The organism is Clostridium nigeriense (genome assembly GCF_900086595.1).
GTDB lineage: Bacteria > Bacillota > Clostridia > Clostridiales > Clostridiaceae > Clostridium > Clostridium nigeriense.
In genome coordinates this window covers 826,666-850,096 of the sequence record NZ_LT575472.1, presented here as the reverse complement: position 1 = coordinate 850,096, position 23,431 = coordinate 826,666, and the positions used below count along the sequence as shown (strand labels likewise).

Annotated in this window: 15 protein-coding genes; 1 reads left to right on the top strand and 14 read right to left on the bottom strand. The window is 29.1% G+C overall.

Annotation, left to right across the window (positions count from 1 at the left end; genetic code table 11):
• The first annotated feature begins 171 nt into the window (after positions 1-171).
• Positions 172-1,023: a Cof-type HAD-IIB family hydrolase gene (locus BN6774_RS04330; protein ID WP_066890389.1), complete on the top strand. Its 852-nt coding sequence runs from the start codon at positions 172-174 to the stop codon at positions 1,021-1,023.
• Positions 1,024-1,180: 157 nt separating this feature from the next.
• Here BN6774_RS04330 and dltC read toward each other — a convergent pair whose 3' ends face one another.
• The 14 genes from dltC to BN6774_RS04260 form a co-directional block, all read right to left on the bottom strand.
• Positions 1,181-1,414 (bottom strand): D-alanine--poly(phosphoribitol) ligase subunit DltC, encoded by a 234-nt coding sequence (dltC, locus tag BN6774_RS04325; RefSeq protein WP_066890387.1) that lies wholly within the window; start codon positions 1,412-1,414, stop codon positions 1,181-1,183.
• A gap of 20 nt (positions 1,415-1,434) precedes the next feature.
• The gene (dltB, locus tag BN6774_RS04320; protein ID WP_066890385.1) at positions 1,435-2,589 is read right to left on the bottom strand and encodes a D-alanyl-lipoteichoic acid biosynthesis protein DltB; all 1,155 of its coding nucleotides are present in this window, start codon (positions 2,587-2,589) and stop codon (positions 1,435-1,437) included.
• Positions 2,589-4,106 (bottom strand): D-alanine--poly(phosphoribitol) ligase subunit DltA, encoded by a 1,518-nt coding sequence (gene dltA / locus BN6774_RS04315; protein ID WP_066890383.1) that lies wholly within the window; start codon positions 4,104-4,106, stop codon positions 2,589-2,591. The genes dltB and dltA overlap by 1 nt, the downstream gene beginning before the upstream one ends.
• Before the next feature lie 123 nt (positions 4,107-4,229).
• The gene (gene dltD, locus BN6774_RS04310; protein ID WP_066890382.1) at positions 4,230-5,417 is read right to left on the bottom strand and encodes a D-alanyl-lipoteichoic acid biosynthesis protein DltD; all 1,188 of its coding nucleotides are present in this window, start codon (positions 5,415-5,417) and stop codon (positions 4,230-4,232) included.
• A 113-nt stretch (positions 5,418-5,530) separates the two neighbouring features.
• The gene (locus BN6774_RS04305; protein ID WP_066890380.1) at positions 5,531-6,463 is read right to left on the bottom strand and encodes a glycosyltransferase family 2 protein; all 933 of its coding nucleotides are present in this window, start codon (positions 6,461-6,463) and stop codon (positions 5,531-5,533) included.
• Positions 6,450-8,900, bottom strand: a complete 2,451-nt coding sequence (locus tag BN6774_RS04300; RefSeq protein ID WP_066890378.1) for a YfhO family protein — start codon at positions 8,898-8,900, stop codon at positions 6,450-6,452. Before BN6774_RS04300 ends, BN6774_RS04305 begins: the two co-directional genes overlap by 14 nt.
• A gap of 24 nt (positions 8,901-8,924) precedes the next feature.
• A complete protein-coding gene (locus BN6774_RS04295; RefSeq protein ID WP_066890376.1) occupies positions 8,925-9,302 on the bottom strand; it encodes a GtrA family protein in 378 nt (125 codons plus the stop codon).
• A 173-nt stretch (positions 9,303-9,475) separates the two neighbouring features.
• The gene (locus BN6774_RS04290) at positions 9,476-11,071 is read right to left on the bottom strand and encodes a peptide chain release factor 3 (protein ID WP_066890374.1); all 1,596 of its coding nucleotides are present in this window, start codon (positions 11,069-11,071) and stop codon (positions 9,476-9,478) included.
• 191 nt (positions 11,072-11,262) lie between these two features.
• The gene (locus tag BN6774_RS04285; protein ID WP_066890372.1) at positions 11,263-17,976 is read right to left on the bottom strand and encodes an endo-alpha-N-acetylgalactosaminidase family protein; all 6,714 of its coding nucleotides are present in this window, start codon (positions 17,974-17,976) and stop codon (positions 11,263-11,265) included.
• Between the two features lie 232 nt (positions 17,977-18,208).
• Entirely contained in the window at positions 18,209-19,519 is a 1,311-nt protein-coding gene (locus BN6774_RS04280; RefSeq protein WP_066890370.1) for an MFS transporter, read from the bottom strand.
• Between the two features lie 20 nt (positions 19,520-19,539).
• The gene (locus tag BN6774_RS04275) at positions 19,540-20,325 is read right to left on the bottom strand and encodes an ABC transporter ATP-binding protein (protein ID WP_066890368.1); all 786 of its coding nucleotides are present in this window, start codon (positions 20,323-20,325) and stop codon (positions 19,540-19,542) included.
• Positions 20,326-20,327: 2 nt separating this feature from the next.
• A complete protein-coding gene (locus BN6774_RS04270) occupies positions 20,328-21,335 on the bottom strand; it encodes a FecCD family ABC transporter permease (RefSeq protein WP_066890366.1) in 1,008 nt (335 codons plus the stop codon).
• On the bottom strand, positions 21,335-22,327 hold the full coding sequence (locus BN6774_RS04265; protein WP_066890364.1) for a FecCD family ABC transporter permease: 993 nt from the start codon (positions 22,325-22,327) through the stop codon (positions 21,335-21,337). The genes BN6774_RS04270 and BN6774_RS04265 overlap by 1 nt, the downstream gene beginning before the upstream one ends.
• On the bottom strand, positions 22,314-23,264 hold the full coding sequence (locus BN6774_RS04260; RefSeq protein WP_066890362.1) for an iron-hydroxamate ABC transporter substrate-binding protein: 951 nt from the start codon (positions 23,262-23,264) through the stop codon (positions 22,314-22,316). The genes BN6774_RS04265 and BN6774_RS04260 overlap by 14 nt, the downstream gene beginning before the upstream one ends.
• Positions 23,265-23,431 lie beyond the last annotated feature (167 nt).

The window sequence follows — 23,431 nt, the reverse complement described above, 5'->3', positions numbered from 1 at the left end:
TCCCCCTTTCATAATTTATATTCCCATTATAGCAAACATATGTTCTTTTTCATATTCTTTTGTATCGCATTTTCTGACATTTATAGGACTTTAAATTAATAAGAATTTTTATTTTTTGTAATTTTAGATTATACTAGTTATGATAATTATTTTTCTTTGGGAGGTATTAAAATGGAAAATAAAATTAAATTAATATGTATTGATATGGATGGTACATTATTAAATAGTAATCATGAAGTAAGTGATAGAAATAAAAAAGCCCTAAGAAAAGCAAAAGAACTTGGTGTTAATATAGCTATAACTACTGGTAGATTGTTTTGTTCTGCAAGATATTACTCTGATTTAATTGGTATAGATACTGCTGTAATAGCTTCTAATGGAGCTTATATTAAAACTAATTATAATGATGATGCTATTTTAGAAAATCCTATTACTATTGATTTAGTAATAGAAATCTTTAATATAGTTAAAAAGCATGGGCTATCCGTAAACTTTAATAGTTGGGATACCTTAATTAGGGAATATGAAGTTCCTGAAACTCATGCTTACTCAGTTATTAATAAGGTCTTGCCTGAAGATAAAAAGGTTAAGTTCTTAATAGATAGTAATAACTTTGTTGATACTCTTATAAATTTTAATGGCAAAATATTAAAAGGAATTGTAATTGAAGAAAGAGAAAATAAAAAACACCTTTGGGCTGCTAAAGACGAACTAAAAAAAGTCTTTGGTGATAAGCTTCATGTAGTTAGCTCTGGTACTAATAATTTTGAAATTATGTCTGGAGAAGCTTCTAAGGGAAAGGCTGTAGAGTATTATGCTAAAAGTTTAAATATTTCCCCTTCTGAAGTTATGTGCATAGGGGACTCTGAAAATGATCTTTCTATGATAAAGTTTGCTGGAATTGGTGTTGCCATGGGAAATGGATTAGATTTAATTAAAAGTGAAGCTGATTATATAACTGATACTAATAATAATGACGGAGTAGCTAAGGCTATTGAGCACTTCGTTCTCAATAGCAATTAAAAACATAGAATTGTGGATGTAGTTTATTCCAAATAACTTTAATTTGGAGACTTGATATAGATAATTAATACTGTATAATGAATTGCTCATTATACAGTAAAAAACAAAAACTCCCTTTTGGGAGTTTTTATTTTAATTTTCATTTTTTACTTTTAAATTATTTATTGTAGTTCTCTAAGAATTCAACTAAGTTATTAACTGTAGCCATATCTTTTCTTTCTAAGTCTGTTGGTTGAAGCTTAATTCCAAAAACTTCTTCTATTTTTAATAAAACTTCTATAATTCCAAGAGAATCTAAAAGACCAGCTTCGAATAAATCTAACTCTAAGTCCTCTCTTATTTCATCTGTTCCTGTTACCTCTTCAAAAATATCTAATACTTTATCTAACATATAAATTCCTCCTACTGATTTTATCTAAAAAGCCATCCTGAAAATAAAAACAATCCAAAACATGCTACATTAAAATTAATAATAATCTGAACATATTGGAACCACTTTTCTTTCTTGTGCTTCTTATAATACTTCCATTTTCTTTGGATTATATCTGTTAATACTAATACTACTCCTTGATACAACCCATAAATAATATAAAACGAACTTAATCCATGCCATACTCCCATTACTAGCATAGTAGTTATTTGTGCTACATGAGAAGCAGTAAATCTACTTTTGAATCTCTTTTTTCTCATAGAATTTAACACTATTCTTGAATATATATAATCTCCAAACCATTTTGATAATGAAATATGCCATCTTGTCCAAAACTCTTTCATATCCTTACTTAAGAATGGTTTATTAAAGTTATCTGGAGCCTTTATTCCTAATATATAACTTGTCCCAACTGCAAAGGAACTATATCCAGCAAAATCAAAAAATAAATACATACTATAAGCATACATATAGCTTAATCCATTAATAAATGTAATATCTGCTGGAACCTTACTCATCCACATAGTGTTTACTAAGTAAGCTATAACAAATTTATAACCTAATCCAATAAAAATCTTCCTTATACCTGTATATAAATACTCATCTAAATACTCTTGTTTTTCTATAGTCTTATTTAGATCTTCTTCAAATCTTCTGTATCTATCTATAGGACCTGAACTTAATGTTGGAAAAAAGATTATAAAGTATACTAAAGTAGAAAACTTAACTTCTTTTATTGCTCCATCATATATTTCAATAATCATTTGAATAGCTTTAAAGTTCAAGTATGACAATCCAATAAAGCCTATAGGTCCAAAGCTTGTAAGTGCCGAGGTTTTAGTAATTATTACTGGTAACATGGATGCTAATAGAGCTAAATAATATAAAAGTTTATTATCGGTTTTTCTTCTTATAAACAAATAGCCATATATCACCAGAAACTCACCTATAATAAACATAATAAATAGATGAAGATTATACTTTCCAGTACCAACTATTAACCCTACCATAAGTATTGATATTAAAACACCATAATATTTAATATTTTTACCTTTTATACCTAGTACTATTGCTGGAATAAAGGATAACAATAATATATATAAATATAAGTAATCTCCATATTGTGCTAATTTCATTACTTAAATTCCTCCATAAGTTTCTTTCTATCTATCTTATCATTATTATTCCTCGGGAATTCTTTTAATATTTTAATGTTCTTCGGTATCATATATGTTGGAATATATTTTTTTAATTCCTCTTTTATCTTTAGTGTAGTTTTTAAATTACTTAATCCTGTTTCTTCTTCTAAAATAACAAAGGCAACTAAATATGATACTTTTCCATCTCTATAAAAAGGTAATACTATTGTATTTTTTATATTACTTACTTTTCTTAAGTTATTCTCTATATCTTCTAACTCGATTCTAAATCCATTCAATTTTATTTGGAAATCTTTTCTTCCACAAAAATATAATAAACCTTCTTTATAATAACCTAAATCCCCAGTCTTATACGCCCTATATTCTTTTCCATCTATAATAGAATCAAAGAATACCTTTTTGGTCATCTCATCATTATTGTAATATCCCTTACTTACACTTTTGCTATATATTGTTATTTCACCTTTTTCTCCTTCTTTAAGTTCATTATTATTATCATCTAAAATTTTTATTATTGAACCTTCCATAGGGTATCCAATAGGCAACTCTTTATTTAAATTTAACATTTCTTCTGTTATGTCCACACCTGTAATTGCAACTGTTGCTTCTGTTGGTCCATAACTATTTATTATTCTTACATTAGGAAATCTCTCTCTTATATCTACAACAAGTTTTGTAGGTAATATTTCTCCTATAAAATACATAGTTTCTATATTGGGCATTAGTTCTGTATTGAAAGAATTATCCTGCATACACATTGATGCAAAGGCAGGAGTAGAAATCCAAAGCCTCATATCTGATTTCATAAGTTCATTAAAGGTTTCTTTCATATTCTCTAATGTTTTTTTAGATAAACTAAATAATTTTTTTCCATTAATTAAACCCAAATATACTGGCATAACCGATAAGTCAAATGAGTAGGAAGGCTGATTTAATATAGCAGTATTTTCATTTCCTACTTCTAAATAATCTGTGAACCACTCTGTAAAAGAATCTAAATTATTTTTGCTAATTTGGACGCCCTTTGGCTTACCCGTACTTCCGGAAGTAAATAGTATATAGCAATTTTCATCATCCTTAACCCAATACTTGCTATCAACTTCTTTATCTACATAAAGCTCATATACTTTATTTAAAACTTCCCTATTCATTATATTAGAATCAATATCAATACTATTATCTGTACAATTTACTATAACCTTTGGATTTACTTCATTAACTATACTTTCTATTCTGTCTTTTGGAAATGTAATATCTACTGGCACATATGCTCGTCCAGCTTTTAATGCTGCAATCATAGACACAAGCATTTCATTTTCTTTATTACCATATATGACTATAGGTGTTCTATCATCTTTAAATTCATTTAATAAATAATATGCTAATGCATTTGACTTTTTTTCTAAATCTCTATATGTTAATTCATCTCCATCTACTATAGCAGCAACTCTTTCTTCATTAGAATATATTTTTATATTTTCTAGAATCCTCATTTTTTACCCCCCTCTTAAAATTGATTGTATACAAATGGTAAATCCTTTATAGTAGATACCACAAATATAAGAAACACAGCTATAAGTATTAATGTAAAAATAATACTATCTATTAATTCTTTATTATTTTTCTTTGAAATATTTGTACATTTCCTCATCAATAGTAAGCCATCCTTTCCATCCTAAATGCATTGCATCATACATATAATATTTTTCATATTCTTTATTTTGTAAATTTAATACATCAAACCCTTTTTCTTTAGACATATTTTCTATCTTATTATAGAAATCTGTTCTTTTATCTAAGGTTAAGCCTAAATGATCATAATATAATCCATTTACAGGCATTAATATAATTAATGGTTTTATATTCATCTCATTACATACATCTAAGAAAAACTCATAATCACTCATTTCTTTTGAGTTAAGTAAATCAACATCTTTCCAACTATCTTTTAAGCTTTCATATTTATCTCTTAAATATGTATCATAGTATTCATCTTCTACGTATATATCGTTATTAGTAACTTTACTTGATGCTATTTCTTCTGCCTTTTTATATTCTTCATCCCAATTAATATCTTTTAAAGCTTTTTCTTTTTTATCATCTAAGCTTCTTAAAATATTTATTGTTTGAACCTTATCCTTTGTTTCCAACATATATTCTTTAAAGTTATAGTAAGGCTTAAGTATAGTTAGTAAAGTTTTAGATAAGAAATTATCTCTAGCATATAAATTAGCATAAATTCTTTCCTCTCCAAATTCTCCACTTTGCCTTAATAAACTCGATATTCTTTTTGCATAATATATTTTATTTTCTTTACTAATTTTTTCATTATTTAAAAAATCATAAAATTGCATTTCTGAAAAATTAACTGAAAAATTCCCTCCATATATACCATCTGCACTTTCAAACCATTGTGCCGATACTATTATAGCTATTTTATCTTCAGTATTTATATCTTTAGTATTAGAAATTATAGTGGAATGTTGCAAAGATTGTGTATACGCTCTTCCTAAAATACTTATATCATAATCCGCACCATTAAAAGGGAAAAAATTAATTGGATTTTGTTCAACTGGTGATGAAAGTTCTGATGATCCTAGTAAAATTAAATCACCTTCATCCTTAATTATATCTTTTAATAGTCCTCCCCTATCTCTAACTATATGATTATAGGTATGTTTTACACTAGTTATATCTTTTTGACCTTTTAGTATTTCATACTCTCTGTCTATATAACTATTGAATAATACAGAAAAAATAATCATAACTACTATTGGTATTATTAAAAACTTAAATCTCTTCATACTAGCTTTTATAATTATATATAAAACTACATATAATTATATATTTTAACCTCCTATATATTTTTTCGACTTAATAATTTTACCATAATTATCTTATTATTTATTATTTTTTATTAAATTTTTTTATTTGTTTCTTTAATTATATAATTTGGTCTTCCTTTAACTTGAATATATGTTCTAGCTAAATACTCACCTATTATTCCAAGAGCAACTAACTGTATTCCTCCAAGAAAAGTAATAAGGCAAATTGTAGATGCATAACCTGGAAGATCCTTACCAAATATTAAAGTCTGTAAGAAAGTTACAACAAAATATAGGAAGCTTAATGCTGATATTATTCCCCCTATAATTGATGATAATCTTAGTGGAGTGGTTGAAAATGATACTATTCCTTCTATTGCATATTTAAATAAACTTAAATATGACCATTTTGTTTCCCCAAGAGCCCTGTCTTCACTTATATACTCTAACCAGTATGTGTCATAGCCAACCCATTCAAATATTCCCTTACTAAATCTATGATATTCAGATAACTCTAAAACTGAATCAACCATTTGTCTAGACATAATTCTGAAATCAGTTGCACCTTCAACTATAGGTATATCAGAAATTTTATTTAAAAATTTAAAAAATAAACTTGAGAAAAAACTTCTAAACTTAGATTCTCCGCATCTATCAATTCTTTTAGTTGATACTGAGTCATATCCTTCTTCTACTTTTTCTAGCATATCCTTAATTAATCTTGGAGGATGTTGAAGATCAGCATCCATTATTATTGCATAATCTCCATCAGAATTTCTAAGTCCAGCTAATATAGCTGCTTCTTTTCCAAAATTCCTTGAAAATGAAAAATACTTAATATCTTCATGTTTCTTAGACAAACTTCTTATGGTTTCAATTGTATTATCTTTACTACCATCATTTATAAGAATATATTCAAAGCTATAACCTTTAATTTCATTAGTAATTTTTGTTGCTTCTAAATAAAATAGTTCAATCATTTTTTCCTCATTATAGCAGGGAACTATTATACTAATCTTTTTCAATTTTCCACCTCATTTTTCCTCTTAAATACTGCTTAAAATCTACTTTCAATAAAATTATTATACTTAAAGTAACTAAAGAGATAATAATTCCTAAACCTTTATAATAGAAATTATAATACATATCTAAATTATGACTACCTTCACTAACATTTATGGCCATTAGTCCCCCATTTACTATTATTGGTTCTACCTTTTCTCCATCAAGTTTTATATTCCAATACTTGTCATATACTATTGGCAAAAGTACATATCCTTCATCTTTTGTATTGAAGATTGATTTTAACCCTTTTTTATTTTTTATAATTTTATCTATTTCTAAAGTATTCATTTTTTTAATTGAATCTTCTATATAATTATCCTTTATACAAATCAATTCTATTAATCCAAGATATTTTGTATCTACAGTTAAAATATCTCCATAATTCAGCTTTCCAATATAAAGTTCATTATAATCTAGATTTTCTTTATAGATATTAGGAAAGCTTGAATCCTCACCAATATGACTTCCATTAACCTTAAAAGGTATATAATCTATTTCCTTTTCTTTCTTACTAATAACATAATATTCTCCTATTTCTTGTATTAGTGTATCTTCTTCTTCAATAGGATAAATAGAATAATTGTTATCTAAATCTTCATATAACTCTATCTCTTTTCCATCCTCTTCTATTAATAGGTTACTATATAAAAGAATATCTTTTTCAATCATAGAAAATGGTAGTTTTCCTTTAATAATAGAATCTTTATTAAAGAACTTAAATGGGTTATTTTCTACTTCAAATATATAAAAACCATATGCTTCATCTACAAGTTTTGAATTATAATAAGGACAATAATTATAGGATGTAACATAGTAACTCGTTCCAATATATTGCGATATTATATTTCTTCCTTTAAATTCAACTCTAACATCATCTTTAACTGTATTACTAAATACACTACTAATTTTTTTATAATTCCCATTTATAAGGGAATGATATGCAGAAACACCATTTGCATCATTTGCAATATAAATGTTCCTTGACATTTCTGTCCCTCTTATCTCAATTCTTTCATCTTCACCATATTTATCTTTTATATATGTTAATACATCTGAATATTGCTCTCTCGTTTCTTTTGATACCTTTTTATAACTTTTAACCACTATTGAATATTGCTGTGATACTTCAAAAAATAAAAATACACTTAGTAAAATAGTTAAAAATTTAAATCTTTTTCTTATAACTACTATAAAAAATAAATAAGCACATATAAATATTATATTTATTAACTTTAATCCAAAGCTTAAGTTTTTAATAAATAATATAGCTAATAAGCTCAATATGGAAATGAATCCAAAACCCATTATTATATTTTCATTTTTCCTTGTTTCTTTTATAAATAAGTAAATATATATTGCAACATATATATTTAAAAACAAGTTATATCTAAAGTCTCCACCAACTGGCTTATAAGTAAAGTTTAAAATATAATTTACCTTTTCTATACAAAGTCCTAAAATCAATATTCCTATATGAATAAAGTATAATTTAGGCTTTTTATTTTTACTAAATATTAAAAATGAAATCAATATTGGGATTCCTATTAAAGTAAGATATGTATTGCTACTTTGATTTAATGCTCCAATATAATTTCCAGTTAACAGTGAAAATATATTTGTTATATTAGTACCAAAATTATTTGTAACTCCTGTTTCTTTGGCAGAAGATAGCATAATTACTGCTGCTGGTAATAGAACAAAACTTGAAAGTAATACTCCTACTAATGATTTCTTAATCATATTCCAAATAAATGAAAATACATTTTTACTAGTATCATTTAAAATAATAAATCTAATTACTGCATAACTAGCAATATGTGGTACCAAAAGTGCTGCTAAATAGTAATCTGTTGCTATAAATAAAAATAGACTAAGTATATATATCTTACTATCCTCATTTTTTATTATATTCTCAATTCCTAATAACACCAATGGTAGGAAGATAAATGTATCTAACCACATTATTTGTATAGCACCATAATTTAAAATATAATAACTAGCTGCATAAAATATTGCTCCATACCATTTAAAATTATTTGATGTAACTTTTTTAAAATAAAGAGCTGCAAAATAAATTAAAAATATAAATTTAATTGTTATAAAAATTGGGAGCGCTAATTCCATCTTTAATGATCTAAATAATATTAATATTATGTTAAATGGACTCATTAAATAATATATAGCTAAGGCATACATATTATCTCCTAAGGCTATATTCCAATTGTAATTGTATCCAATCCCAAATAGACTACTATTACTTCTATAATATTCCAAGAAATCTATTCCTTGATTATATAAATCTCCATATAAAATTCCTCCTTGAAAGGAATAAATTATATAGCTAAGGCTAACCCCAATTATTATTGCAATTATAATATCTTTAAGATATTTTTTCAAAATATCACACTCCCACACTTCTCTTTATTTTGCTAATGCCTTTCTAACTAATAAAAAATTTATTGGAATACTAATACTATAAACTAAAAATGGCGATAATGCTTTATGTACACCAATAAAGTTAAATAAATTTAACAATATCATTTGCAATCCATAATTAAATCCATGAGCTAATAAAAATTTCAATCCCTTTTCTTTGTTAGGGTTAGTTTTAAATGTAAAGTAATTTGATAATATAAAATTAAAAATTAAACTCACTATATAACCTAGAGTAAAGGCTATATTTGTTCCTATAAAATTATATCCCAATATATAAACTAAATATTGTATAAGTGTTGCTAGTACACCTACTATTCCAAATCTAATTATTTCTCCAATTTGTTTTTTACTTAAGATTTTCAATTGAAATCCTCCATTTTTATTATATAATCATATTTAATATTTCTATATTATTATACATTATTTTCTAATAAATTTAACAAAAATATTGACATATAGCTTTTTTAATAAAAAAACTCCCTTTCAGGAGTTTTTACATTAATTTTTCATTCTTCATTTTTAATTATGCTTAGCATCTATTCGTCGCTTTTTCCTACTCCTGAAAGTACTAAGCCTTTATTGTGGTCTAAAGCCCAGCTAATACCCCAGTCATTTTGGAATATAAGGATGTTTCTATCTTTGAAGTCCTTAACCTTCTTAGCATCTGAAGTTAAGTTTAGTTTATCCATATCTATGTCTTTATTTTCTATCCATCTTACGTATCTAAATGGAAGTCTATCCATTTTTATATCTACGTTGTATTCATTTTTTAATCTATATTCTAGAACTTCGAATTGAAGTACACCAACGACTCCAACTATAATTTCTTCCATACCTACAAAGGATTCCCTAAAGACTTGGATTGCTCCTTCTTGTGCTATTTGAGTAACACCCTTTACGAATTGTTTTCTCTTCATGGAGTCTACAGGTCTGACTCTTGCAAAGTGTTCTGGTGCAAAGGTTGGTATTCCTTCGAACTTGAATTTCTTTGAAGGTGCACATAAAGTGTCTCCAATTGAGAATATACCTGGATCGAATACTCCAATTATATCTCCTGCATATGCTTCTTCTACTATTTCTCTATCTTGAGCCATAAATTGTTGTGGCTGAGAAAGCTTAATTTTCTTTCCACCTTGCATATGATATACATCTTCACCTTTTTCAAACTTTCCTGAACAAATTCTCATAAAGGCAATTCTATCTCTATGTGCCTTATTCATATTTGCTTGAATCTTAAATACAAAGGCTGAGAAGTTTTTATCAAATGGATCTATTTCTCCTATGCTTGAGTTTCTTGAAAGTGGTGATGTAGTCATATCTAAGAAGTGCTCTAAGAATGGCTCAACCCCAAAGTTAGTTAAAGCTGATCCAAAGAATACTGGTGTTAACTCCCCACTTCTTACCTTTTCTAAATCTAAGTCATCTCCAGCTATATCTAAAAGTTCGATATCTTCCATTAATTTATCGTGAAGAGCTTCTCCTAAAATCTCTCTAAATCTTGGATCATCTACAGCACCTTCAATAGAATCTACAGCACTTTGACCATGGTTTCCTGCTGAGAAAGCAATAATTCTATTGTTGTCCCTTTCGTAAACGCCTTTAAACTCTTTACCTGAACCTATTGGCCAGTTCATTGGATAAGTTTTTATCCCAAGTTCATTTTCGATTTCCTCTAATAATTCAAATGGATCTTTAGCTTCTCTATCTAACTTATTTATAAATGTGAAGATAGGCATTTCTCTAAGAGATGCAACATGGAATAATTTTCTTGTTTGATCCTCTATACCTTTAGCTCCATCTACAACCATAACTGCACTATCTGCAGCCATAAGTGTTCTATATGTATCTTCTGAGAAGTCTTGGTGACCTGGTGTATCTAATATATTTATACAGTGTCCTCTGTAATTAAATTGCATTACTGATGAAGTAACCGATATACCTCTTTGCTTTTCTATTTCCATCCAGTCTGATACAGCATGAGCTGAAGCTTTTCTAGCTTTAACTGAACCTGCAAGTCTTATAGCTCCTCCATATAGTAAGAACTTTTCTGTTAATGTAGTTTTACCTGCATCGGGGTGGGATATAATAGCGAAGGTTCTTCTTTTTTCTATTTCACTTATATAATCTGCCAAGGGCTTTTCCTCCTTAAATCTAAATTAAGTTTTATCTCTGTTTCTCTAGTTATTCATTATACCCTAAAGTTTTAAATTTTAAAATGAATTTTTATTAGTTAGCAAAATAAAATATACAAAATGAACTTATAAAAATCCATGCACTAATTTTAGTTAATGCATGGATTAAAAAACTTTTAAATTAAATGAAATTATGCATCTTTTCTTTTTCTAGTAAACATAGTTCCACCAACAGCAACTATTCCTATTGCTAAAACTAATATTATTGTGCTAGATACTCTTGATCCTGTTTCAGGTAATTCTCCTTTTCCAGTTTCAGTTGTATTATTTGATGAATTATCAGTTGATGGCTTTGAATCTCCACTATTTACTTCAATCTTTTCAGCTATAACATATTTAGAGAAGTGTGTTGTTTTGAATGTTATTTCATTTCCGTTAACTTCTGTTTCCATAGCTTCAAACTTTTTAGTTGAATCATTATAATAGTAAACTACTATTTTCTCTTTATTTAATCCTTCTAAATCTTTATCAGTTAAAGTAATCTTTATTTCTGCTACGCTATCTTTAAATTCATGGATGTTTATTGTTCCATCTTCATTATTAATAATTAAGTTAAAATCAAAAACCTTATTAACAGCTTTAATATTCTTAATTATCTCTGAATTTTCTAGAACATTTAGTTTTATAGTTACATCCTTTGCACCATCTAAAAGACTCTTGTCTATTAATGATAATGGTAAGTTCATTTTTATATTATTGTTTATAGATATATTTATGGATCCTGTACCATTCTTAATAGCTTCTATATCTTTAATTACAACTTCAACATTTTTAATTTCATTTTCTGTTTTTATTGTTATTTCATTTTTTTCATTTGGATTGATTTTTGATACTTCTGCAATTACTTTATCTTCTGATGGTTTTATTACTACGTTATCATTATCTCCTGGAGTTTCAGGAACCTCTGGCACTTCTGGAATTTCTGGTACTTCTGGGTCTATATTTATTAGATTATCCTCAGCTGCCTTTAATTTTGATAAAGCATTATCTATTTCATCTTGTGAAGCTGCATTATTAATTAAAGCTTTTGCATCATTTAATGCTTTTACAAATACATCCTTTTCAGATCCATCCTTATACTTAGTTAAATCAACTTTTTCTGCATTTGTAATGGCCTTTTCTAATTCTTTATAATCTAGTTTCTTATTTTCAACAATTACTGTACCTTCAGCTGTTAAGCCCGCTGCATTAGTTATTTTTATCTTAGCAGTTCCTTTAGCTATTGCGGTTACAACTCCATTTTGATTTACCTTTGCTATCTTTTCATTAGAAGAACTCCACACAATACCTTTTAAAACAGTATTTTCTGGATGTTTAGGAGTTAAAGTTACTTCTCCTCCTATATTTAATGTAATATCTTCTAAGCTTGCTGTATCCGCAACTCTTTGTAAAATAATTGGTGTAACTTCAGATATTACTGCAAAATTACCTTTACCTTTTTCCACATAAATTTTAATTGTTTTTGCAGCAAGTGATTTATTGAACTTAGAAGTTATCCATGCTCCACCTTGCATTTCTAACTCAGAAGTAGTAATAGAATCTGATGCCTCTAAAATATTTCCTTCTACATCTAAAATCTCATATTTAAATTGTTGCACAATACCATTGTTTGCACTTGGTCTTTGTTGGAATTTAAACCCACCAATTTTTATTTCTTTTCCTAAATCTACAGTTAAAATTGCTGGATTTTCTTTGCTTACAATAAAGCCTCCATCACTCCATTTCGAATGCCAGTAAGTAGATGAGTTTCCATCTGTAGCTGCAGATGCTACCCCACTTCCTGCTGGTTCACCAGATACTTGTTCTGTGTTTGCACTTGAACTTATACCATCTAATTCTTCTCTTGGAATGTCTGTTACAACTTCATCTACAACATTCATTTCAAATACTACTTCTTCTCCCTTTGGAAGTGTTGCTGTAATAGTTGCCTTTCCTGCTGATAATGCTTTTACTACATTAGCCTCTTTATCTACAACTGCTACTTTTTCATCACTGGAAGACCAATTAATTTTATCTAATCTACTTCCATATATTGTAGCTATTTCTCCCTTATAAAGATTTGTAGTTGTAAGTTTAACAGCTATGGCATCTTTATCTTCTGTAATAACAAGATTGTCTAGAACAAAGTCTGTTTGTCCCATAGCACCACTACCTGCTTTACTTCCATTTTGATAAAGACCAATCCAAGTTTGTTCACTTAATCCACCAATAACTTGCATTTTAACATGTTTTGTTACTCCACGAGCTTCTGCAAGGTATTGCTCTTCTGTTGGAGCTGTATAGTTTGTTCCATCACCAATAACCATAGCATAAGCCTTATCTGGTCCTGATTGGTAATCGAATTCAACATTATATACTTTTCCTGATTTAAAGCGGAAATTTTGTGGAAGTGTTTGATATATTATTCCAGTGTTTGCACCATGATGCTTTACTGACCATTCGCCTGAAATTACATCATCAATTACTCTTCCATTCCATCCAGCTTGAGTATATGGAGCATTTAGTTGCGATAAATGCGTTCCTGGATCTGAAATTCCTTGTGCAGAACTTAATACAAATGGATATAATCCTTGTACTACACTTTCAAAATCCTGTTTAAAGCTTCCATCTTTTTGAAAGTTATTTAATGTCTTTTCTACAATACGAATATCATCCATATAAGTAGATCCTTCACCAGCTTCTCTAGATAAAGTTAAATTAGCTGTATCCTTTTCTGCTGTGAATGAAATTTGAATACGTTGCATCTTGCTTCCATTCTTTTGATCAGATTTTACATAGTTATTTAAAATAGAACGTTCAGTATAATTAGAAACTGTATTCTTTCCTGTGTTTACTTCAATAGTTGCTTTTGAATCACTATTATTTTCTACATATACCTCTGCAACATAATTTGTTTTTTCTTTTAATCCTGAAATAGTTGTAGTTACAGATAAATCTTCAGAAGGACTATTAAAGGCTAATCTTTGATCCCCTGTCTTTGCTTTTTCTATTACAACTGATTCATTTTGGATATCTCCTGACCATTCATCTGAAGATAATTTTTCTCCGTCTGCATATCCATTAAATCCTGGATCTACTACATAATCTAATTCACCAAAGTCATTCTTTAGCTCTTTAATTTCAGAACCTTTTGCTAATACATATGCTGTTTTTGCCTTAGCTTCTAAATTAATAGAGCCATTATTAACTGGAATACTTACTTCATTTATACGTCCTTGGTCAGATAGTTCATACATTATAACATTTCCAAGACCTTCCCATCCTTTTGGAAGCTCCCATGTTGTATTACCACCATCTAAATTCCAATGATATAATTTTTCTGTTCCATCTTCATCTGTCCATGGTAATAAATATGTCACATCATTTAATACTACTTTTCCATTTAAAGTAATTTTACGCTCAATGTTGTCGTCACTTCTTTGTTTTTCATTTCTTGTTACAACAACTTTATCTCCTACATCATTTTTTAATGTAATTTCTTTTTCATGATTTCCTACAGGTGATTGTCCTTTTTCGTAATTTTCCCAATCTGTTACATAATAATGTTGTAAGAACTTAGTAGGTAGGTTTTGATTAAATGTCTGTAAAATATAGTTATTAAAGTCTTTATCTCCACCCCAGCCTTCAAATCCGTATAGTCTAAAACCTCCAAGTAACGGATTATCTGCTGTTCCTCCAAATGCAGGATAATTTAATACTTGAGAATCTCTATGGTCATTTCTAATGAAACGAATAATATCACTATTATATCCCTTCATACTTGCTCCACCATAAACAGCATCTGTAGACCAGTGTTGCCATGTAGAGTCATACTCTCCTTGTGCACTGAACTCTGTTGTAAATCTCCAACCAAGGGAATTAATTTCTTTTGCAACATTTCTTGTTTCCCATGCATCTTGATACCATACATCAAGATATATGAAATCCATATTGTTTTCACGCTTTTCAGCATCTGCTTTAATTTCTTTTTTACTTGCAGTTACTTCACCCTTTGAATTTTCTACTGCTGATGGCCACTCCCTATTATAGAAGCTTGTTCCATTTATACGATCATATAATTGAACTAGTCTCTTCCATCTTGCTTGACTTGATAAATCCCAAATTTTATCGATTACATGGGACTGATCTAACCATCCCCATCCATTTCCTATTGGTTTTTGTAACATTTCTTCATTAAATGAAGCTGCCTCTGGATATATTTCTTGAGCATTTATATGGATACCAATTTCTGTATCATAATCATGTGCAATTTTAATTAAACTTTGGAAATCTTCTACTCCGCCTTCACGTTCTGCAATATCTGCATACTCTGAATTTGCAGAATCATGACCTTCATTTCCATATCCCTTTAACATAACTGATTGTGGAAGTCCATCTGTTGCAAGATATACTTTTTTAATGTTATCAGCTGTTGTTAAGAAAGGATTAGATGCCATACTTGCAAAGTTCATAACAATACGGTAATTTACCATATCCTTAATTACTTCTGCTCCGTAAGGTATATTCATAATATCACGGAATGCAAGCGCTCCATCATTCCAATCAATATCTCCATCTCCATTTTCATCTGCTGCAATAGCTACCTTTGTACATGGTAAATCACTTACTGGATAATCTTTATAGTTCTTTGCTACTTTTTGTCCATTTTTATCTCCTAGTTCATAATACCATGCTGCGCTTGTAAGGCTCATTGTATCTGCACCGTTATTTCTAACAACACGTTTGTCTCCTTCAGCTTCTGAATTACTGAAAAGACCTGCACTTAATTTCCCATTTGTGAGGAATCCATATAAATAAGAATCCTTATTTGATGGAACAAATCCATTTTCAAAGTCAATAAATACGTCTCCAGTTGAAGTTGTTGTTGTTGATGCTTTTGCGCCTGCAAAGTTAGCACCTTTTTCTACAGCATCTACTGTCAATAAATTTAATTGTGGAACATCGATAGTTGCAATTTTAGCAGAATTCTCTGCTTTATTAAGTTCTGTTACTTCCCATGTTAAGTCATTTTCTTTTACGCTTACTTTTATTTTCATATCCACATTTATTTTATTCTCAGCATTTTCAACATGCATTGAGTATACTCTAAAAGAAGTTCCTTCTTCTTCAACTTTAACAATTGGCTCAATAGATATGCCATTTATTGCTACAGTATTAAGTTTGGTTTCATTACCTCGCATATATTGGTCTTTTACTTCTACTCCATCTTGAAGCATTTGATATCTAGCAACTACAGGGAAGGTTTTCCCAATATATACTTTCATTTTCTCTGATGAAATAGTATCATATTGTGTTAAATCTAAGCTTTCTTTTTCTTCTAATATAATGTCTATTATATTATTTTCTTCTTGAACATTTATAGTTTTAGAATACGCTTGATACCCAGCCTTTGTAATAGCCATATTATGCTCCCCAACTTCTAAGGCATCAAACTGATATCTTCCATTTACATCACTTTTAGTTGAGTTTGTTCCAATACGTATAACTGCTTCTGGAATTGCTTGTCCATCCTTAGTAGATACTTTACCCGATATTGGTACAAGCTTTGAATATATTTCCTCAACCTTTTGTCCTGAACGTTCTGCACAGAATCCCCACTTATCTTCCATAGTATTTATTCCGTTATATTTTACATCTGCAAATGAAATTGATGTTGCTCCATTTGTCTTTACACCAAATCTTCCTTTTCCAGAAGTTTTCTCAGCAAGTGAAATTAAATCTTGATTAGTAACTCTAACTGTAGTTCCGTTAACAGTTACTGATAATGTCTCACGGCTTAAAGATACTGACATTTTTAATTCTTGTCCCTCTGCAACTTCAGGAAGATTTGAAAGCTTTGGATAAGATCCTTTTCCATCTACTTTATATTGATAATACCATTTACTACTTGAATCAAATCCAACATACAGCCAATTATCATCGTTTACATAAGTATAAAAAACACCCCAATTGTTACTTGGTTTTAGCTTTAAGGATAATTCACCTGCATCTTCCATTTTTCTATCATTATTTAATAATAAAACTGGTGCTGCTACTGATGCATTACCATAAGCATGTCCACCACCATTTTTAGATCCACCTGTTAACTTGAACCACTTTTCACCTTGTGATGATGGCTCTTCAGGACTTTCTGGCTCTTCTTTATCTGTGACTAATACTGATGGTTCCCATACTTGACCTGCAAGGCCTTCTTTATATAATGTCCATTCATTATAATTTGTGTAAATTTTATCTCCAACTGTTACATCTGAAAAGTAAATATCAGTATAGGCAGTTCCATATGCAGCTGCACCAAATCCAATTTGACCTGCCTGGTCTTTTAAACTTATAAAATCTGGTGTATCAATTAATGCTTCTCCACTCTTACCACTTGTCTTATTATCTACTTTTACTTTAAGTCCATTTTCTTCATATCCCGCAGTAATGTTTACGATATCATTTTTGTTTAAATCTGGTAGTCCTGTAACTCCTGGATATCCTGTTTTATCACCGTTCTTATATTCTATAAACCAACCTGTTGCTCCATCATAAGCAACATATCCCCATTTGGTATCGTCTACATATTTGGTCACAAAACGGAATCTTGTATCATTTTTTTCACTTCCTACTTTCATTTGGAAGCTAATTGACTTATCTGTAATATCTTTTTTATCTGATAATACAAATAATTCTGGATTTGCACTACCAAAATGTCCATTTCCATTTCCACTTCCAGCCTTTATATGAGCCATTGTTTTTGGTGCCGCTAAAACATGTAAAGATGGAAATATACATGTACAAAATACAGCAAAAGCTACTGCTGCAGCTCCAAGTCTTTTCTTACTCCCTTTAAGGATATTAACCATAACTCTCACTTTCCTTTCTTTGAAATTTGTGATTATAGTGTGTCACCTCCATATTTTATTCTCTCTCAACCCTTTATATTGTTTCTTTCACTTGTAAAACATGTAAAAACATATATAACTTATACATATTTTTACATATCATTACAAGTCAATTATATATTAGTTTTTAATAAATATATATTAGTATATTGCTAATTAATCTATCTATTTTGAGAATTTAATTTCATTAATTTTAAGCTAAACTTACTTTTTGTTTTATAAATATTATTAAAGCTACATTGGCAATAGCTGTTAATAAGAATATAATACTTAAGGATATTCCACTTTCTAAAATTTGACCGTATAGTAATTGTCCCGGAGCTACGCTTATTGTTGCTATTGCTACGGAAAATGCTGAAACCTTTCCTAATATGTTTTCTGGTATTTCTTTTTGTATAAATGTTAAGGTTAATACATTTGATATGGCAAGAGACAGCATTATCCCAAGTCCCCCTAGAGCAAAAAATCCTGCTAGTGAAAGCTTATTAATATTTATAAGTGGAAGTCCTATCATCAAAATAACTCCTATTAGCATTGGAAAATATATATAATGTACTTTTTTCATGGAGAACATCTTTGGTCTTACACTTATTAAAAATCCTCCGATTATCATTCCTAAAACACAAATTGCCTCTACTAAACCGTATATTTCTGCTGATAGTCCTAAATATATATTAATAAAGTATGGTGCTACTATTGATAATATTGGCACTAGGAAAATATTGCATAGTGCATAGGACATTATTATTGAAAGTATAACCTTTTTTTCTTTTAATAGATATTTAAAGGTCTTATACATATCTACAAAGGAATCTTTTATAAACCTAATTGAAAATACTTTTTCTTTAGTTTCATTCATATCACCTTTGCTACTATCTGTATTTTTACTTCTATCTATTTTGTCATTACTATCTATATTTACATTAACTTCTTCTCTTTTTACATCTGGTATATCTAAGAATAATTCCATTATTGCTGCAAATAAGAAGCTTACAGCATTAACTATTACTATTGCCTTTATTCCAAAGATTCCATAAACTACTCCTGCTATTATTGGTCCTGCAAAGTTAACTATAGATCCAACTTGATTTATTATTCCATTTGCACTTGTTAGTTTTTCTTCTTCTACTACCTGTGGAATTGAAGCTGTAACTGCTGGACCATATAAGGTAAAGCATATTGATAGCATAAACATTACTGTTCCAACAATAAACTGATTATCTCTTCCACTTACTAATATAAAGGCATAACTTCCTATTAATATTGCACAAAATAAGTCTAAGTACACCATTATCTTTTTTCTGTTTACCTTATCTGAAAGCATTCCTGCTATTGGTGCAAATAAAACATAGGGTATTGTTGATATTGCTAGTATATTGGCAAAAGCAGCTGTGCTACCTGTAAATTCTAATAAATATAGTGACATACTAAATCTTTGAATTGCATTTCCAAATAAAGATATAATTTGCCCTATTACTATTATTATAAAGTTTTTATTTTTCATTTTTACCTACCTTTAAAGTCTTATCTTAAAAGCTCATAATCCATACAAATTGGATATTTACCATCTTCACTTAATTGAAGTTTAGCATCTATTCCATAAATCTCTTTTAGATTTTCTTTATTTATAACATCTATAGGACTTCCTTCACATATAAGTTTTCCTTTTTTAAGTCCTATTATGTTATCTGCAAATCTACATGCATTATTAAGCTCATGTAAAACTATTACTACTGTTATTTTCTTTTCTCTATTTAACTTTTGTAAAACCTCTAAAACTTCAAGCTGATAAGACATATCTAAGTAAGTTGTTGGCTCATCTAGCATTATTATTTCTGTTTCTTGCGCTAAAGTCATAGCAATCCAAGCTCTTTGTCTTTGTCCCCCAGATAAATTTTCCACTTCTCTATCTGCAAATTCTGAAAGTCCAGTTTCTTTTATTGCCCAATCAATAATTTCTTTATCATGATTATTAAGTCCACCTATGATTTTTTGATGAGGAAATCTTCCAAATGCTACAAGTTCTCTTACAGTAAGACCACTTGGACATACTGGTCCCTGTGGCAAAAATGCAACTTCTTTTGCTATATCTTTTTCTTTTACCTTCTTTATATTTTTATTATTTATAAATATATCTCCATTTTTAGGCTTGTTAATTCTAGCTATAGTCTTTAGTAAAGTTGATTTTCCACAACCATTTGCTCCAATTATTATACTTATTTTTCCCTTTGGTATTGATAAGTTCATATCTTCAATTATGGTATTGCTTTCGTAGGCAACACTTAATTTTTTTACACTAATAGCTTCCATAATTATTTCTCCTTCATCATTAAATAAATAAAATACGGTACTCCAAATATTGATACTGTTATTCCAACTGGAATTTCAATTGGAGAGAATAAATTTTTTGAAACTGCATCTGCAAAAAGAACTATAATAACACTTATCATTGCTGATATTACAACAAAGTGCTTATGATAAGGTCCAACTATTTTTCTTGCAATATGTGGTGATATAAGTCCTAAAAATCCTATATTTCCTGCAAAGGCTGTAGCTGTTCCTGCTAATATAACTGCAAAGCTTAAAAACTTTTTTCTTTCTCTCTCTAAATTTAACCCTAATGATATTGCAAGTTCACCTGAAAGGTTCAAAACATCTAACTTCTTATGGTTTAATAAAACTAATCCAAACATTATTGTAACTATTGGTATTATTACTTTTGCATAGCTCCATCCAGATCCCCAAAGGCTTCCTGATGTCCAAACTAAAACTCTATTGTAATCACCAACTCCACCTCTAAAGGTAAAGAAGGTAATAAAAGCATTAAGCCCTGCATTTAATCCAATTCCTATTAATAAAAGTCTTTTTGGTCTTATACCTTTTCTGCTTGATAGCATATATATTATAAATGAAGAAACTCCTGCTCCTACTATGGCCATAAAAGGTAGTATAAATATAGAAAGAGCCCCAAGTTCACTATAGTAATTTCCTGTTTGGTAAGTTATAAATAATACTGCTGCCACTGCTGCCCCAGCATTTATCCCTATAATTCCTGTATCTGCTAAATCATTTTTAGTTATAGTTTGTAGAATTGCCCCTGCTGTTGATAATGCAATTGCTACAAAGGCACCAACTAAAAGTCTTGGTAATCTAATACTTAGTATTGCTGTATTTTGTAGTTTACTTCCATTTCCAAGAAGAGTTTTTATTAAATCTCCTACTGAAACTTTATATGTACCCCAGCATAGTGTAACTGCAAAGGAGATAAGTAATAATGCTATTAAAATAATTAATGCTATTTTAAATTTCTTTTTCTTCATTATCCCCTCTCCTTTCTAGCTACTGATATGAAGAATGGTATTCCAATAAGAGCTGTAAATATTCCAATCGGTGTTTCATATGGGTCAAATAACATTCTTGCTGCTATATCTGCATAGGTTAAAAGAACTGCACCAAGTAAAAATGAACATGGTATGTTTTTTCTGTAATCTTCCCCTAATAATTTTCTAACTATTTGTGGAACTATAAGTCCAACAAAGGCTATGTTTTTCCCAACTGCTACTGCTGCTGCACACATTGGTATCATAACCATAAGAGTTGTAAATCTTATTTTTTCTGGATTTTCTCCAAGTCCAATTGCAACATCATCTCCAAGATTTAATATGTTTATCTTTGGTGATAATAAAATTGCTATTATAAGTCCTATTATTCCTACAATAAATACTAATTTAAAATCTGACCAAGTTGCATTTCTAAAACCACCTGATACCCAAAAGCCTATCATTTGAGATTGGTTTGATAAAAGTCCTATTATTGTAGTTAATGAAATAAAAAATGTACTCATAGCTGTTCCTGCTAAAAGTATTTTTGCAATTGAATTATTGTTTGCTTTTTTGGATATAAATCCTAATACTATAATTCCTGTTATAAGTGCTCCTATAAATGAAGCTATCATTACGTTTCTTGTATTTATTCCTATTCCTGCTACATAAAAAATTGCTATAACTAAGGTTGCACCTTGGCTAACACCTAATATTGAAGGTTCTGCTATAGGATTTCTTGTAACTCCTTGAATCATTGCGCCTGTTACTCCTAAAATACCTCCTGTTAATAAAACAGATACGGCTCTTGGAATACGAACATCTCTAACTAACATAAGCTCTAAAGTTTCAGTATAATTAAAAATGCTATCATAAATCTCTGAAAAACCAATATGAACTGATCCTAGCCTTATAGCCAGAACCAGTCCTCCTATTAAAAGTAACAAACTACAAATTGTAAATATTATTGTATGTTTTTTACTTTGTTTCATTTAACATGCCACCTATTTCATCTACTAATAATTCTCTTCCAATTGAGCTATATCCTTGGTTAAAGTATGGTGATGCACCTAAAACTACAACTTTTCCCTCTTTAACTGCTGGAATACTGTTCCAAATTGCATTACCTTCAAGTTGTGCTAAATCCTCTGGTGTTGCAATTAAGAATATATAATCTGCTTTAATTGATGCTAAACCTTCATAAGTTACAACTGGAAGGCTAATGTCACTTTGTTCTGGCATACCTTCTGGCTTTTTAAGATCCATATCATCATATAATACGCTACCAAATCCAGCACCATCAAAAATAAAGAATTGACCGCCACTTGCTAAAAATGAAAGATATGTAGTATCTTCACCATATTCTGATTTGATTTTTTCACCAGCTTTTTCAGCTTTTTCTTCATAAGCTTTTAACCATTTTTCAGCTACATCTTCTTTATTAAATACTTTTGCAAAAGCTTCAACATCATCTTTCCAATCTAAAGCTTCTAATTGAATCATAACTGTTGGAGCAATTTCACTTAATTGATCATACATTTTTTCTTGAACAGTTGATATAACTATTAAATCTGGATTTAAATTCATAACAGCTTCTACATCCATAGTATCTTGCATGCTATATCCTAAAATCTCTGCTCCTTTTAATGTATCTTCTAAATATGTAGGGAATTTAGTGTAATCATAAGCATCACTATTTGCTGTTCCTATAACTTTATATCCTAAAATTGATAAAATATCACTATTACCGCTTAAATCTACTATTCTTTGAGGATTTTCTGGTATTTCAACTTCTCCTCTTACATCTGTAACTGTCATAGTCTTTCCTGATGACTTTTCTTCACTTGTAGCACCATTAACCCCACATCCAACAAGCATTATTGCTGTCATACATGAAACTACTAATGTCTTTAATAAATTTCTTTTCATATTATACCTCCATCAATAGTAGCTAATTTTCCTGCTACTCTTTTATCTGTTTCAATTGTATATGAGATTCATTCTCATTACAATCTTTGCAACTAATTTAATAATTTTATCATCTGTTCGAATAATTTATGTTATAATAAATTTCGATTTAAACATAGTATAACCCT

Bases quoted from the DNA above. Each gene is read 5' to 3' on its own strand.
- dltA (WP_066890383.1), bottom strand. From the start codon at position 4,106: ATGAGGATTCTAGAAAATATAAAAATATATTCTAATGAAGAAAGAGTT.
- BN6774_RS04270 (WP_066890366.1), bottom strand. From the start codon at position 21,335: ATGAAGAAAAAGAAATTTAAAATAGCATTAATTATTTTAATAGCATTA.
- dltD (WP_066890382.1), bottom strand. From the start codon at position 5,417: ATGAAGAGATTTAAGTTTTTAATAATACCAATAGTAGTTATGATTATT.
- BN6774_RS04260 (WP_066890362.1), bottom strand. From the start codon at position 23,264: ATGAAAAGAAATTTATTAAAGACATTAGTAGTTTCATGTATGACAGCA.
- BN6774_RS04280 (WP_066890370.1), bottom strand. From the start codon at position 19,519: ATGAAAAATAAAAACTTTATAATAATAGTAATAGGGCAAATTATATCT.
- dltB (WP_066890385.1), bottom strand. From the start codon at position 2,589: ATGAAATTAGCACAATATGGAGATTACTTATATTTATATATATTATTG.
- BN6774_RS04265 (WP_066890364.1), bottom strand. From the start codon at position 22,327: ATGAAACAAAGTAAAAAACATACAATAATATTTACAATTTGTAGTTTG.
- BN6774_RS04285 (WP_066890372.1), bottom strand. From the start codon at position 17,976: ATGGTTAATATCCTTAAAGGGAGTAAGAAAAGACTTGGAGCTGCAGCA.
- BN6774_RS04330 (WP_066890389.1), top strand. From the start codon at position 172: ATGGAAAATAAAATTAAATTAATATGTATTGATATGGATGGTACATTA.
- dltC (WP_066890387.1), bottom strand. From the start codon at position 1,414: ATGTTAGATAAAGTATTAGATATTTTTGAAGAGGTAACAGGAACAGAT.
- BN6774_RS04275 (WP_066890368.1), bottom strand. From the start codon at position 20,325: ATGGAAGCTATTAGTGTAAAAAAATTAAGTGTTGCCTACGAAAGCAAT.